At 72.9% G+C, this 13,535-nt stretch carries 13 protein-coding genes; 3 read left to right on the top strand and 10 right to left on the bottom strand.

The annotated features are described in order from the left end of the window. Positions 1-20 precede the first annotated feature (20 nt). Positions 21-2,942, top strand: coding sequence for a hypothetical protein (locus AC3A3L_RS20975; protein ID WP_487641984.1), 2,922 nt, complete (start codon positions 21-23; stop codon positions 2,940-2,942). A gap of 5 nt (positions 2,943-2,947) precedes the next feature. Here AC3A3L_RS20975 and AC3A3L_RS20970 read toward each other — a convergent pair whose 3' ends face one another. Then, entirely contained in the window at positions 2,948-3,916 is a 969-nt protein-coding gene (locus tag AC3A3L_RS20970) for an ATP-binding protein (RefSeq protein WP_487641983.1), read from the bottom strand. Positions 3,917-4,058: 142 nt separating this feature from the next. Beyond that, positions 4,059-4,697 (bottom strand): pyridoxamine 5'-phosphate oxidase, encoded by a 639-nt coding sequence (gene pdxH, locus AC3A3L_RS20965; RefSeq protein WP_487641982.1) that lies wholly within the window; start codon positions 4,695-4,697, stop codon positions 4,059-4,061. Positions 4,698-4,796: 99 nt separating this feature from the next. Between pdxH and AC3A3L_RS20960 the strand changes: the two genes are divergently transcribed. Beyond that, positions 4,797-5,900, top strand: a complete 1,104-nt coding sequence (locus tag AC3A3L_RS20960; RefSeq protein ID WP_487641981.1) for a citrate synthase 2 — start codon at positions 4,797-4,799, stop codon at positions 5,898-5,900. On the opposite strand, the gene AC3A3L_RS20955 is transcribed toward AC3A3L_RS20960, so the two are convergent. The 4 genes from AC3A3L_RS20955 to AC3A3L_RS20940 all read right to left on the bottom strand — a co-directional run bounded on the left by AC3A3L_RS20955 (position 5,867) and on the right by AC3A3L_RS20940 (position 8,004). Beyond that, positions 5,867-6,523 (bottom strand): VldE C-terminal domain-containing protein, encoded by a 657-nt coding sequence (locus AC3A3L_RS20955; protein ID WP_487641980.1) that lies wholly within the window; start codon positions 6,521-6,523, stop codon positions 5,867-5,869. The genes AC3A3L_RS20960 and AC3A3L_RS20955 overlap by 34 nt on opposite strands. Positions 6,524-6,610: 87 nt before the next feature. Next, positions 6,611-6,976 carry a thiol-disulfide oxidoreductase DCC family protein gene (locus tag AC3A3L_RS20950; RefSeq protein WP_487641979.1) on the bottom strand — a complete coding sequence of 122 codons (366 nt, stop codon included), beginning with the start codon at positions 6,974-6,976 and terminating at the stop codon, positions 6,611-6,613. A gap of 169 nt (positions 6,977-7,145) precedes the next feature. Beyond that, positions 7,146-7,622: a GNAT family N-acetyltransferase gene (locus AC3A3L_RS20945; protein WP_487641978.1), complete on the bottom strand. Its 477-nt coding sequence runs from the start codon at positions 7,620-7,622 to the stop codon at positions 7,146-7,148. Beyond that, entirely contained in the window at positions 7,615-8,004 is a 390-nt protein-coding gene (locus AC3A3L_RS20940) for a zinc-ribbon domain-containing protein (RefSeq protein ID WP_487641977.1), read from the bottom strand. The genes AC3A3L_RS20945 and AC3A3L_RS20940 overlap by 8 nt, the downstream gene beginning before the upstream one ends. Before the next feature lie 99 nt (positions 8,005-8,103). Between AC3A3L_RS20940 and serC the strand changes: the two genes are divergently transcribed. Beyond that, positions 8,104-9,225 (top strand): phosphoserine transaminase, encoded by a 1,122-nt coding sequence (serC, locus tag AC3A3L_RS20935; RefSeq protein WP_487641976.1) that lies wholly within the window; start codon positions 8,104-8,106, stop codon positions 9,223-9,225. 12 nt (positions 9,226-9,237) lie between these two features. Here the strand turns inward: serC and AC3A3L_RS20930 are convergent, their stop codons facing one another. The 4 genes from AC3A3L_RS20930 to AC3A3L_RS20915 form a co-directional block, all read right to left on the bottom strand. Then, positions 9,238-10,236, bottom strand: a complete 999-nt coding sequence (locus tag AC3A3L_RS20930) for a DNA topoisomerase IB (RefSeq protein ID WP_487641975.1) — start codon at positions 10,234-10,236, stop codon at positions 9,238-9,240. 35 nt (positions 10,237-10,271) lie between these two features. After that, positions 10,272-10,784: an O-acetyl-ADP-ribose deacetylase gene (locus AC3A3L_RS20925; protein WP_487641974.1), complete on the bottom strand. Its 513-nt coding sequence runs from the start codon at positions 10,782-10,784 to the stop codon at positions 10,272-10,274. A gap of 3 nt (positions 10,785-10,787) precedes the next feature. Continuing rightward, positions 10,788-12,161: a protealysin inhibitor emfourin gene (locus tag AC3A3L_RS20920; protein ID WP_487641973.1), complete on the bottom strand. Its 1,374-nt coding sequence runs from the start codon at positions 12,159-12,161 to the stop codon at positions 10,788-10,790. A gap of 265 nt (positions 12,162-12,426) precedes the next feature. Next, on the bottom strand, positions 12,427-13,290 hold the full coding sequence (locus AC3A3L_RS20915) for a hypothetical protein (RefSeq protein ID WP_487641972.1): 864 nt from the start codon (positions 13,288-13,290) through the stop codon (positions 12,427-12,429). Positions 13,291-13,535: the final 245 nt, after the last annotated feature.

Here is a 13,535-nt window from a genome sequence, read left to right as displayed (position 1 = left end):
CCGTCACTAGAGTGCGCGTCGTGAAGAGGCGGGGGCTCCAGGTCGTCCTGACCCTGCTCGTGCTGGTCGCACTGGGCGGGGCGACGGCGTACGGCATCTCGGTGGCGCTGGGCATCCGGGTCGAGCCCAAGGACGTGCCCACCGAGGTGCTGCGGGCGGCACCGCCGCGCGAGTCGGTCGCTCCCCCGCGCATCCGCGTCACCGCGCCCGACGGCGTACGCATGTCAGCCGCCCGCGCCGAGCTGCGCGACGCGACCGCCGACGGCGAGGGGACCGCGACGTTGCGGGTCCGCTACGGCGACGGTGACCCCGACGACGACTCCTACCGCCTCACCGGGACCGCCGACCGGCTGCGGATCCGTGCGTCGTCCGAGTCGGGCGCGGTCCGCGGCGTCTACGACCTCGCGCAGGCCGCGTGGGCGCACCGGCCGCTCACCGAGCGCGTGGGCGGGACGGTCACCTCCCGGCTCCCCTTCCGGATGGTCGACCTGGGCGCGGCCGGGGTCGATCCCGACCCCGACCAATGGCGCGGCGGCACCGACTACTCCCACTACTCGCGCGCCTTCGAGGACGTCCTGCTGCCCGAGGCGCCGTGGATCGACCAGGCGGCCCTCCCCGCGGCCCGCCGGAGCGTCCTCGAGCTCGCCCGCCACGTGCTGGCGCAGGGCTACAACGCGGTCACCGTGCCCGGCTTCCTCGAGTACGTCACCTTCGCCGGGGTGCCGGAGGTCTACGCCGACGACCCTGAGTACGTCGCGCGCGCGGAGGCGTTCCGCGACGCGTTCGGCCCGATCTGGGCCGAGCTCGACGAGCTCGGCCTCGACGTCTACCTCCGCACCGACATGCTCGTGCTCAGCACCCCGCTGGAGCGCCACCTCACCGAGCGCTTCGGCCTCGACCCGACCGACCCCGAGCTGTGGGACGTCTACGAGGCGGCGCTCGACGAGATCTACGCCGAGCTCCCGCAGCTGTCCGGGGTCGTGCTCCGCATCGGCGAGGGCGGGTCGATCTACAACACCCCGGGCATCGACTACTACTCCGAGATCACCGTGACCACGGTGCCCGCCGTCCGGGCGATGCTCGACGCCTTCACCGAGCAGGCCGAGCGCGCGGACCGGGACGTCGTCTTCCGCACGTGGAGCGTCGGCGTCGGCGCCGTGGGCGACATGCACACCGACCCGGCGTCGTACGACGAGGTGCTCGCCGGCGTCGACTCCCCGCGGCTGGTGGTGTCGACGAAGTACAGCCTCGGCGACTTCTACTCGTGGCTCCCCCTCAACGAGACCCTCGAGCAGGGCAGCCAGCGGCGCATCGTGGAGATGCAGAGCCGGCGAGAGTTCGAGTCGTTCGGCACCGTGCCCAACGACCTCGGTGTGCTGCACCAGCTCGCGCTGCGCCGCTTCCTCGACGCGAACCCGCACGTCGAGGGGGTCTGGACGTGGACCCAGGACGGCGGCCCCTGGCGCGCTGGCCCGCGGTCGCTGCTGCTGACGACCGGCTTCTGGCAGCTCTACGACCTCAACACCGAGGTCGCCGGGCGGCTCGCGCGCGACCCGGACGCCGACCCCGCCGAGCTCACCGCGGACTGGGTGCGGCGCTGGCTCTCCACCGACCCCGACACGGTCGCGACGGTCACCGAGGCGCTCGCCCTGTCACGCGAGGCGGTCACCCACGGGCAGTACGTCCCCCAGTTCGCCGAGGTCCGCGCGTTCGCGCTGGGACTCGAGCCACCGCCGCAGATGCTGCTCTTCGAGTGGGACATCCTCACCGGCGACAGCGCGGTCCTCGACGTCCTCTACGCCGTGACCCGCGACTCCGGGCCGGAGGGTGTGACGGAGGCGATCGACGACGGCCAGCACGCGATCGACGTCGCCATGACCATGCGCGACCTCGTCGCCGGCACCGACGAGGCGACCTACCGCGACCCGGAGCTGCGCGACCAGCTGCTCGCCTCGCTCGACTACCAGGTCGACCTGCACGCCCTGCTCGGCGCCTATCGCGAGATGGTGCTGCGCCACGGGCAGTGGCTCGACACCGGCGAGGGCCGCCACGTCTGGGAGTCCGCCCGCCAGCGCTTCGACGCCGCCGCGGAGCGGCACGAGGAGACGTACGGCGACGACCTCGCGCTGCCGGCGTACAACCTCACCGCCGCCCGGATCGGCGAGGAGCGGGCCGCCCGCGACCTGCCGATGGCGTGGCTGGCTCGCGGCGGCCTGGTGGCGCTCCTCCTCGGGCTCGGTCTCACCCGCACCGGCCGCACCCTCGCCCGCACGGCCGTCACGCCGTGGCGCGACCCGGGCCCGGTGTCGCCGTGGCTGGTGGTGGCGCTGCCGGTGGCGGGCGTGGCGTGGAGCCGGCTGGTGCTGACGTGGTTCCTGGCGCCGAGCCACCTCGTCGCCGTCGGCCTCGGGTGGGGGGTGCTCACGCTGGTGGTCGCCGTGGCGACCTGGCGCACCCGCTCGTGGCACGTGGCGACGGCGGTCGGCGGGGCGGTGGTCCTGCGGTCGCTCCTGCTGCTGGCCGTGCTGGCGTGGCGCGGGCCCGGCGGCTACTGGTTCGCCTTCTGGACCGAGCCGGTCGTGCGGTCGGCGTACGTCGTGGTGGCGGTCGTGCTCGCCGGCTGGGTCCTCGCCGCCCTGGTCTGGTCGCTGGCCGCCCGGTCCGTGAGCCGTCGGGCCGCAGCGACGGCGGCGGGCACCGCCGGCGCCGTGATGCTCGCGCTCGGCGCCCTCCTCGGGGCCGTCGGCCTCGAGGACGCGCTGACCGTCTGGAACGACCAGCTCGCACTGCTCCCGTGGGGGATGGCGCGCATCCTCGGGATCACGACCTTCCTCGGCATCCCGACCGGCCTGCCGACGTGGCTGGCGGCGGCGGGCGCCGGGGTGGTCGTGGTCGCCCTCGCAGTCGGACTGCCGCGGCGCCGCCGACGACCAGCGGCCTGACGCCGTCAGCCCACCCGGTCGGCTGCCGAGGCGGCCAACCAGTCCGTCCACGACACCGGCGTCGCTCCCCTGGTCGTCTGCTCCACCACCTCGTGGGTCATCCAGGCGCGCACCGCGCGCACCTCCGGCGGGGACGCCAGGGTCAGCAGCCGCCCCTCCTCGCACAGCCGGTCGGCCCGCGAGACGGCCCGGTGCAGCTGCTCGGCCATCATGCCGACCTCCCGAGGCATGGCCATGTCCACGTCGACGGCGTCGAGGTCGTCGTCGCGCGCCTGCTGGGCGGCCAGGCGACCGGTGAGCCGGGCGTGGGTCGGCGAGACGAGGAGGCCCCGGATCTCCTCGGCGATGGCCGCCGACTCCGTGTTGTGCTCGTCGGCCGCGAGCAGCTGGAGCTCACGGACGAGCTCGTCGAGGTGGCTGTCCTGGCGCAGGCTGAGGGCGACCGGGCACTGCACCAGGCGGACGAGCGTCCAGCCGGGTGGCAGGTCGCCGGGCGTCGGTGCGGCGTCGGTCTCGGCCAGCACGGGATCGAGCACCTCGTGCTCGGGATCGGGGTCGACGAGGTCGGCCCAGACGCGCTTGCCGCGCCGGGTGGCGTCGACCCCCCAGCGTCCGGCCAGCATGGCGACGATCGCCAGCCCGCGCCCCGTGGCGTCGAGCTCGTCCCAGTCGAGGTCGTCGCCGGCCGGCGTGCGCGCCAGCACGGCCTCGACGCCCACCGGGCCGTCGTCCTCGACCGCGACCCGGACGCCGGCGACGTCGTCGACGGCGCGCTCCAGGGTGACGTGCATGAACTCGGCCATCGCGTGCAGGGCGGCGTTGCTCGTCAGCTCGCTCGCCACCAGCTCGGCCGCGTCGACCAGCTTCACCTCACCCCAGGCGGCCAGGCCGTCGGCCACGAAGCGGCGCGCGGCGGGGACGCTGGCGGCGTCCGCGGCCAGACGCACCTGCAACCTGCTCGGCGCACTCTGCATGGCTCAGAAGGCTAGACCCCCCGGAGCCTGTCCGTCTGCGAGAAATGCGCGGTGTTCTGCCGAGATTTGCCACGACTCACACGACTCCCCACGACTGCCCGGGACCGCCCGGGACCGGCCCGGGACGGCCCGGGACTTCGCCTCACGGAGCCAGGCGCTCCGTGGCCCAGCCGGAGTCGCGCCGCCGGTAGACCAGCCGGTCGTGCATCCGGCTCGGGCGTCCCTGCCAGAACTCGACGACCTCCGGGCGCACCCGGTAGCCGCCCCACTCCGGCGGCACCGGCACCGGGCCGTCGTCGCCGAAGCGCTCCTGCACCCGGGCGTACGACGCCGCCAGCGCGGATCGTGAGGCCACCGGTCGCGACTGGTCGGAGGCCCACGCTCCGAGCTGGGCGCCGCGCGGGCGGGAGCGGAAGTAGGCCTCGACCTCGTCGTCGGGGATCACCGATGCCGCACCCTCGACGCGGACCTGCCGCTCGAGCGGGTGCCAGGGGAACAGCAGCGCGCACCGCGCGTCGGCGGCGAGCTCTGCGCCCTTGCGGGAGGCACGGTTGGTGTAGAAGACGAAGCCCTCGGTACCGACTCCCTTGAGCAGCACCATCCGGCTCGACGGCCCGCCCTCGGGCGTCGCCGTGGACAGCACCATCGCGTTGGGCTCGTGGACCCCGGCCTCGACCGCCTGGCGCAGCCACCGCTCGAACATCTCGATCGGGTCGGCGGCCAGGTCGGGCAGGTCCAGCCCGCCGCGGCCGTACTCCTCGCGCAGTCCGGACAGGTCCATGTACCGACCCTAGTCGGGCGCGAGGAACGAGCGCCCGGCGTGGGGAGGGAGAAACCAGCGCCCGGCGTGGTGGGGGCCATCGGGTGCACAATGACGGCCATGACCGAGATCCAGCACGGCCTCGAAGGTGTCATCGCGTTCGAGACACAGATCGCCGAGCCCGACAAGGAGGGGTCGGCCCTCCGCTACCGCGGCGTCGACATCGAGGAGCTGGTCGGCCGCGTCCCCTTCGAGAACGTCTGGGGCCTCCTCGTCGACGGCTCCTACACGCCCGGCCTCCCGCCGGCCGAGCCCTACAACATCTCGATCCACACCGGCGACGTCCGCGCCGACGTGCAGTCCGCGGTCGCGATGCTCGCGCCGATGCTGGGCATGGGCCAGACCTACGACATCTCCGACGAGCAGGCGCGCCTCGACCTGTCGCGCGTCGCCGTGATGGTGCTGTCGTACGCCGCCCAGTCGGCGCGCGGCCTCGGCAAGCCGGTCGTCACCCAGGCCGAGGTGGACCAGGGCCGGACCCTGGCCGAGCGATTCCTGATCCGGTGGCGTGGCGAGGTGGACCCGAAGCACGCCCACGCCATCGACGCCTACTGGTCGTCCGCCGCCGAGCACGGCATGAACGCCTCCACCTTCACCGCCCGCGTCATCACGTCGACCGGCGCCGACGTGGCGGCCGCGTTCTCCGGTGCCATCGGCGCGATGTCCGGTCCCCTCCACGGCGGCGCGCCCTCGCGCGTGCTCGGGATGATCGAGGAGGTCGAGAAGCGTGACGGCGACGCATCGTCGTACGTCAAGGAGCTGCTGGACAACGGCGAGCGGCTGATGGGCTTCGGGCACCGGGTCTACCGCGCCGAGGACCCGCGGGCCCGCGTCCTGCGGCGCACGGCCCGAGAGCTCGACGCCCCGCGCTACGAGGTCGCCGAGGCGCTCGAGAAGGCGGCGCTCGAGGAGCTGCGCTCGCGTCGTCCCGACCGGGTCCTCGAGACCAACGTCGAGTTCTGGGCGGCGATCGTCCTCGACTTCGCCGAGGTGCCGGCGCACATGTTCACCTCGATGTTCACCTGCGCCCGCACCGGCGGGTGGTCGGCCCACATCCTCGAGCAGAAGACGACCGGCCGGCTGATCCGGCCGTCCGCGGTCTACGCGGGGCCGTCCTCGCGCCCGGCCGATCAGGTCGCGGGCTGGAGCGCGGACTGGGCGTAGTACCAGGACGTCGCGCCCTTCGCGCCCTGGCGGGTCAGCGAGACGTGCAGGTGGTCGCGGTGTCGGAGCGTCGGGGAGCAGGTGCGCCGGTTGCGGCAGCCCGAGCTCAGGTAGCGCTTCTCGACGAACCCGTCGTACGACGCCCACATCCGGTCGTTCCAGATGATGTACATGATCCCCATCCGGCGCGCGAGCGCATGCGGCTGCCCGGTGTCGTCGGGCGCGAGGACCTCGTCGAGCAGGGCCGCGGCGAGCGCGGCGTCGGCGGGGTCGGTCGCGTCGAGGAGCCAGTCGAACGCCCGTGACTCCTTGTGCTCGCTGCGGCTCGAGCCGGCACACGACCGGCTGATCGGTCCGTAGCCGCCGCCGCGGGCCACGAGCCAGTCGGCCAGCATCAGCACGCCGGGCTTCGGCTTGCGGCGGCAGGCCGTCTGCGGCTGGTAGCCGGCGTACGGCTCCATCGGCATCAGGTACGGCGCGGACGCCGTGACGGTGCCCCGGCGGCCGTTGGTCGGGTCGTCGGTCCCGTCGGCGGAGGCCGCGGTGAGCCCGCTCGCAAGGAGCCCGAGCAGCAGGGCGCAGGTCCCCGTGAGCAGCGCGGCAGCGCGCAGTGACCGTCGCATCGACTCGTCCCACCTTCCCCATGGATCACGTGTGGCACACGGACCGTAAGCGGCCCCAGGAGCCACCGTCAGGGGATCGTCAGAACATCAACGCTGTAGTTCGCAGGCGGCCGTCCCGCCCGGCAGGCGGTGCCGGTTGGCGGCCACCCAGGCGTAGGTGCGCCGGGCGATCGGGTCGACCGGACGGGACTCGATCAGCCGTCCCACCACCCGCCAGGGCAGGGGCCCGGTGCGGAGGATCGAGGCGAAGGCGCGGTGGCCGTAGTCGACCCGGCCGTCGGGGTGGACGTACGGCATCTCGACGACCGCGCGCACCGGGTCGACGCCCAGCGCGTCGAGGTCGGCGGCCTGGACGGTCGAGCTGTCGACCTCGACCCCGAGCCTCGGCACGAGGCGGGCGGTGCGCATGCAGAAGCCGCAGTCGGCGTCGTTCAGCATCAGTCCGCGGGTCATGCGGGCAAGGCTACGGGCGGACCTGTCACAGCGGGTGCCGGATCCCGACGGCTGCTGCCGGCTGTTGTGGCACAGCACGCACCAGGTCCCAGCGGTAGGTGTGCGCGTTCTCGACACGCTGCGTGTCACAACAGACGGAGACCCGCTGCGGGTGGTCACACGCTCCGTGTCAGATCCGGCGGGCGAAGCAGCGGCTGAGCTCGGAGCCGCAGTAGTAGCCGAAGCCGGGGATCGGCTCGTAGCCCGACGACAGGTAGAGCTCGATCGCCTCCGGCTGCTTCATCCCCGTCTCGAGGACGAGTGCCTGGATCCCGGCCTCGGCAGCCGTCGCCTCGAGGTGGGCGAGCATCCGCCGGGCGAGCCCCCGGCGCTGCGCGGCCGGGATGACGTACATCCGCTTGACCTCCGCGGTGACGTCAGCGCCGAGCGCGGTGACGGACGACCGTCGCCACGCACCGGTCGCGACCGGGACGTCGTCGAGGTAGCCGACGAAGAACTGGCCGAGCGGGTCCTCGAAGTCGCGCGGGTCGACCGGCGACTCGTCGCGCCCGCCGTAGCGGGCGACGTACTCCTCCTGGACCGCCTCGACCAGGAGCTGCGAGTCGGGATGCGTGATCGGGAGTCGTCGGATGTCGAGGTCAGGCAAGCGACTGCCCACAGCTGTCGCAGAACCTGGCGGAGGTGTCGTTGCGGGTGCCGCACTGCCGGCAGTACGGGCCCGCGTTGAGGTGGTCGAGGGACTCCTTCACCACCGGCATCGTCTCGCCCGCGACGTACGACGCCTGAGCGCGGAGCCAGCCCACGTTGGCCGCGCCCAGGCCGAACACCAAGCAGAACCCGCCGGCGCCGATGGTGAGGACCGGGCCGAAGCCGGCACCCATCTCCATCGACCGTGCATGGTCCATGAATCCCGTGAAGCCGCGGACGAGCAGGTAGATGCCGGCAAGCACGAGGACCACCGCGAACACTCGCGCGATGGTGCGAACCGTGCTCTGCTGGTCGAGCCCTGGCGCTGCGTCGGTGTTCATCGTTCGTCCCCCGTCTCGGACCGTCGTCGGCGGGTGACAGACTAAGGCCGCTGACAGCGTCGTCAGGACCACCCCTTCCGATTCACGTGAGGTTCCTCCATGACCGACGCCCTCAAGATCCCCGCCGATCTCCTGCCCGCCGACGGCCGCTTCGGCGCCGGCCCGTCCAAGATCCAGACCAGCCACCTCGACGCGCTCGCCGCGACCGGCTCGACTCTGATGGGCACGTCCCACCGGCAGGCCCCGGTGAAGAAGACCGTCGGCCGGGTCCGTGAGGGCCTCGCGGCGTTGTTCGACCTGCCCGACGGCTACGAGGTCGTGCTCGGCAACGGCGGCGCGACGGCCTTCTGGGACATCGCCTGCTTCGGCCTCATCCGCGAGAAGAGCCAGCACCTGTCGTTCGGTGAGTTCTCCTCGAAGTTCGCCACGTCGGCCAGGAAGGCGCCGTGGCTGGCGGACCCGTCGGTCATCGCCAGCGAGCCGGGATCGCGTCCGGAGGCGGTCGCCGAGGACGGCGTCGACGTCTACGCCTGGGCGCACAACGAGACCTCGACCGCCGTGATGGCGCCCGTGCTGCGCCCCGCGGGGGTGGCGGACGACGCGCTCGTGCTGGTCGACGCCACCTCCGGCGCCGGCGGCCTGCCCGTCGGCCTCGACCAGGTCGACGCCTACTACTTCGCCCCGCAGAAGTGCTTCGCCTCCGACGGTGGCCTCTGGATCGCGCTGATGTCGCCGCGGGCGCTGGCGCGGGCCGAGGAGATCGCGGCGAGCGAGCGCTACGTGCCGCCGTTCTTCGACCTGCCGACCGCGATCGACAACTCGTCGAAGAACCAGACCTACAACACCCCGTCGGTGGCCACGCTCTTCCTGATGGCCGAGCAGCTCGACTGGATGAACAGCCAGGGCGGGCTCAAGGGCATGGTCGAGCGCACGACCGCGAGCTCGGACGCGCTCTACGGCTGGGCGGAGCGCACCTCCTACACGACGCCCTACGTCGCCGAGCCGGCCGACCGGTCGCTGGTGATCGGCACGATCGACTTCGACGACTCGATCGACGCCGCCGCCATCGCGGCCACCCTGCGGGCGAACGGCGTCGTCGACACCGAGCCCTACCGCAAGCTCGGGCGCAACCAGCTGCGGATCGCGATGTACCCCGCGATCGACCCGGCCGACGTCGAGAAGCTCACCGGCGCGATCGACCACGTCGTCGCGAACAGCTGATCAGCCCGGCCCTCAGCCGGCGTTGAGCAGCTTGAGCACCGCTCGCTCGAGCGCGGCCTGCCGGGCATCGTCCGTGTCGTACTTCCCGCGGACCTTGACCGTGCGGCCGCGCTCGTAGGCCTCGACGACCCGCGGGTCGACGTAGGACGTGCGGGCGAGGGTCGGGGTGTTGCCGAGGAACTCCGAGACCTCCTTCATCGCCGCGGAGACCGCGCGCTTGCGCGACGCCTTGGTCCCGCCCGGCTCGTCGGTCTCGGCGAGGGCGGACGCGGCGATCACCGTCGCGTGCCAGGTGCGGAAGTCCTTGGCGGTGGCGTCGATGCCGAAGCAGCTGCGGATGTAGTCGTTGACGTCGGAGGACGAGAGGTCCTTCCAGTGCCGACCGTCCTTCCACGCGAGGAGCTTGTCGCCGCCGCCGCGGCGACGGCGCATCACGTCGAGCGCCTCGATCGCGGACGGGTCGTCGATGGTGATGTCGTGGTCGATGCCCGACTTGCCGATGAAGCTGAAGCGCAGCCCGTCCTTGGTGCGGGAGACGTGCTCCCGCAGCATGGTCGTCAGGCCGAAGGACCCGTTGGTGTCGGTGTAGACGTCGTTGCCGATGCGGAAGTAGCCGAGGTCGAGCAGGCGTACGGCGACCGCGCACCCGCGCTCCAGCGACATCCCCTCGGCCCCGATGTCGGCGAGCACCCGCTCCCGGGCCTTGGACAGGGCCTTGCCGAAGACCAGGATCCGGTCGAACTTCGCCGCGTCCCGGCTGGCGCGCCACTGCGGGTGGTAGAGGTACTGGCGGCGCCCGGCGTCGTCGGTGCCGACGGCCTGCAGGTGGCCGTTGGGGTGGGGCGTGATCCACACGTCCTGCCAGGCCGGCGGGATGACGAGGTCCTTGCAGCGCTGCACCTGCTCGGCGTCGAGACGGTTGCCGTCCTGGTCGAGGTAGGTGAAGCCCTTGCCGGACCGGCGTCGGGTCCAGCCGGGCTGGTCGGGGAAGGTGCGCCGCAGTCGGGGCATGCGGCGAACCTAGCGAACGCTCCCCCGCCGCGCCGTCACCCTGAGGGAGGTCTGCTCGACAGGGCCGACGAGATCTCGTCGAAGGCCTGGCGACCGAACGCCACCAGACGGGCCTCCTCCACCGACGTCGGCGTCGCGCGGAGCGTGTCGATCGCCGCGGCGATCGCATCGTCCTTCGGCCACCCGTAGATGCCCGCGCTCACGAGCGGGAACGCCACCGAGCGCGCCCCCAGCTCGTCGGCCACCGCGAGCGCGCCGGAGTAGCACGACTCCAGCAGCGACCGGTCGCGCTCGCCGGCGGTCCAGCTGGGGCCGACCACGTGGATCACCCACCGGGCCGGCATGCGGCCGGCGGTGGTCCACCCGGCGGCACCGGTGGCGAGCCCGTCCGGGAAGCGTCGCCGGCAGTCCTCGAGGACCTCGGGACCGCCTGCGGCGTGGATCGCGCCGTCGACGCCCCCGCCCCCGCGCATCCGTCGGTTGGCGGCGTTGACCACGGCGTCGACGTCCTGTCCGGTGATGTCGCCCTCGACGACCGTGAGCTCCATGGTTCAGGCCTGCCAGCCGTCGGTCGTGCCCGACGAGTCGGGGCGCAGCACCCGCCGCGCCAGCTCGGCCTGGCTGGGCGACAGGAGGTGCTCCGGCACCCGCACCGGCTCACCGTCGTCGACGGTGAAGGTGTAGACGAACATGTCGGGCTTGGGCGGGCCGTCCGCGGTCGCGGACCGCAGCACCGCCTCGGTCACCAGCTGCCCGAGACCGGGGTCGTCGACCTGACCAAGGTCGACCTCGGCGGTCTCGGTGCGGCCGGCGAAGCCGCCGCTGCGCTCAACGCGCAGGCGGCCGGCGGGGACCGGCGCGGGGACCGGCTCGGGTGACTGCTCGTCGACCTCGCCCGCCACCGCGTCAACCTCGACACCGACCTGGGCCCACGCCTCCCGGACGGCGTCGGCGTGGTCGCCGGCGGCCGCCACGGTCGCGGCCGCGAAGGTGGCGAAGGTGGCGCCGGACGGCACGTCGCCGCCCACGAGGGCGTCGTACCAGACCCGGCCCGCGCCCGAGACCGACGTGCCACCGATCGCCACCGCGGCGAGCTGGAACGCCTTGTTGGGGATGCCGGAGTTGAGGTGGACGCCGCCGTTGTCGGAGGTGGTGTCGACGTAGTCGTCCATGTGGCCGACCTGCGGGTCCGCGCCGAGCTCCGGGTCGTCGTAGGCGGTGCCGGGGGTGGCCATGTCGCGCAGGGCGCGCGCCTGGACGGACGGCGCGAAGATGCCCTGCCCGATCAGCCAGTCGCCCTCGCCGGCGTCCTGCCCGAGGAGCCGCTGCTTGAGGCACGACGCGAACGCGTCGGCGACCGACTCGTTGAGCGCGCCGGACTGGCCCTGGTAGGTCAGGTCGGCCGTGTGCTCGACGACGGCGTGGGAGAACTCGTGGGCCAGGACGTCGACCGGCTTGGTGAACCGCTCGAAGACCCGGCCGTCGCCGTCGCCGAAGACGAGCTGGGCGCCGTCCCAGAACGCGTTGTTGTAGCGCGAGCCGTAGTGGACGGTCAGGCTCACGGGGGCGCCGGCGCCGTCGTGGGAGTCGCGCCCGAGGTCGTCGAGGAACATCTGCAGGGTCGCCTCGATGCCGGCGGCGGCCTCGTCGACCGCGACGTCACCGGTCTCGGGCTCCCCCGCGCTGCGCACAGGTGTGCCGGGAAGGGTGGTGCGCGACTCGGCGTCGTGGACCGTCCACGCCGGCGCAGCGGCTCCCTCCGCGACTCCTTCGGGCGCCGCGTCTGCGGCCCGACGGATCTCACGGCCCCGGCCGGCGCGCTCGCGGCGCAGCTCGTCGTCGTGGGCCGCCCGCTCGGGCCCGTCGACACGCGCCGAGAGCCACGGTGGGATGAAGCTGCAGCGGACCGCCCGAGGTGTCGTCATGCCTCCTGTCTACCCCCCGCCGCCGACAGCCGGAAGGGTGCCGATCACGCGGAGCGGTGTGCCGCCACCACGGGCTGGGGTCGCCCGTGGTGGCGGCAGGTCGCAGCCTGAGCCCGCCGTTGCGTGCGATGTGCCGCCACCACGGACCGGGGGCGGTCGGAGGTGGCGGCAGATTGCCGGTCGCAGCCCTGGCTGCGTGCGATGTGCCGCCACCCTGGCCAGGGGCGGTCGGGGGTGGCGGCGGATCGCAGGCCGGGACCGCCGCTCAGGCGCAGGAGGACGCGGTGAAGGTGAGGTCGGTGAGGAAGATGCCTTGCAGGGCCTGTGCGGTGAGCTCGCCCTCCTGGTCGTTCCAGTAGGTGAGCTTGTAGACCATGGAGGCCGGCTTGCCCGAGTAGCTCACCGTCACGTTGCCGTTCGTGCCGGAGACCGGGTCGTGCTCGACGTCGTTGCTGGTGCTGCGCCAGGGGTCGGCGGAGGCGCCGGTCCCGGCGACCATGCCGGCCTTGGCGCCCGAAGGCCCGCCGCTGAGCCACACGCGGTCCTGGTACTGGCCGCGCTTGATCTCGCGTCGCTTGAGCCGACCGTTCTCCCAGTACCACTCCCAGCGCGACTCCTCCGTCTTGGCGTCGATGTCGCTCAGCTTGAAGCTCAGGTTGCGCACCGGGCGGTTGAACGTCAGCGTGATCTCCTGACGGTGGTCGCTCCGAGGAGTCGAGAACTCACCGACTGTCGCCCGCTGCATGATGGTCAGGCCCTTGCGGCCCGTGCCGCCCACGTTGCCGGGCGACAGCGCGAGGTTCGAGTAGCCGCCGGTGCTTCCGGCCACCATGCTGCCGAAGAACTGGCTCGACACGACCATCGTCAGCGGCGCAGTTCCGACGGTGCCCGTGCCAGCCGCGCTGACGAGGCCGGCGACAGCCGTCTTCGACTGGGCGTTGAAGTGCGAGGCCCAGCGGATCTCGTAGTTGGCGTCGGCGCAGGCAACCGGCCCCGACGCAGCGGCGTACGCCGGGACCGCGACGGCGACGGAGACCGCGGGTGCGGTCCAGGCGGCGGCGCGGAGCACGGTGCGCCGGCTCGGCGTGCGTGAGGTCGTGGAATCGGGCTCGACGGACGTGGTCGACATGCAGCTCATCCCTCCCGGATGACGGATTCGAACCGGGCGGGCGCATCCCCACGCGCCCCTCCCGGCCTATAGTGGGAACGAGGCTAGGGACGGGTGGTCGGGGAGCGGACCGGTTTTACCGCTCCGTGGGGAAGCCGTGCTCGACCCGGTCACCGCGCGTCAACGATTGAGTCGGTCGCGGTGGGCGCCGGTAACCTTGACGAGCGATCTGCGCCCTCGTGCGTTCGGCCCCTCGGCCGCCGGTC

The sequence above is a fragment of the Nocardioides sp. Soil_C_8 genome, from assembly GCF_057656315.1.
The sequence above is the reverse complement of the archived record's forward strand: the minus strand, read 5'-3'. Positions and strand labels throughout refer to the sequence as shown.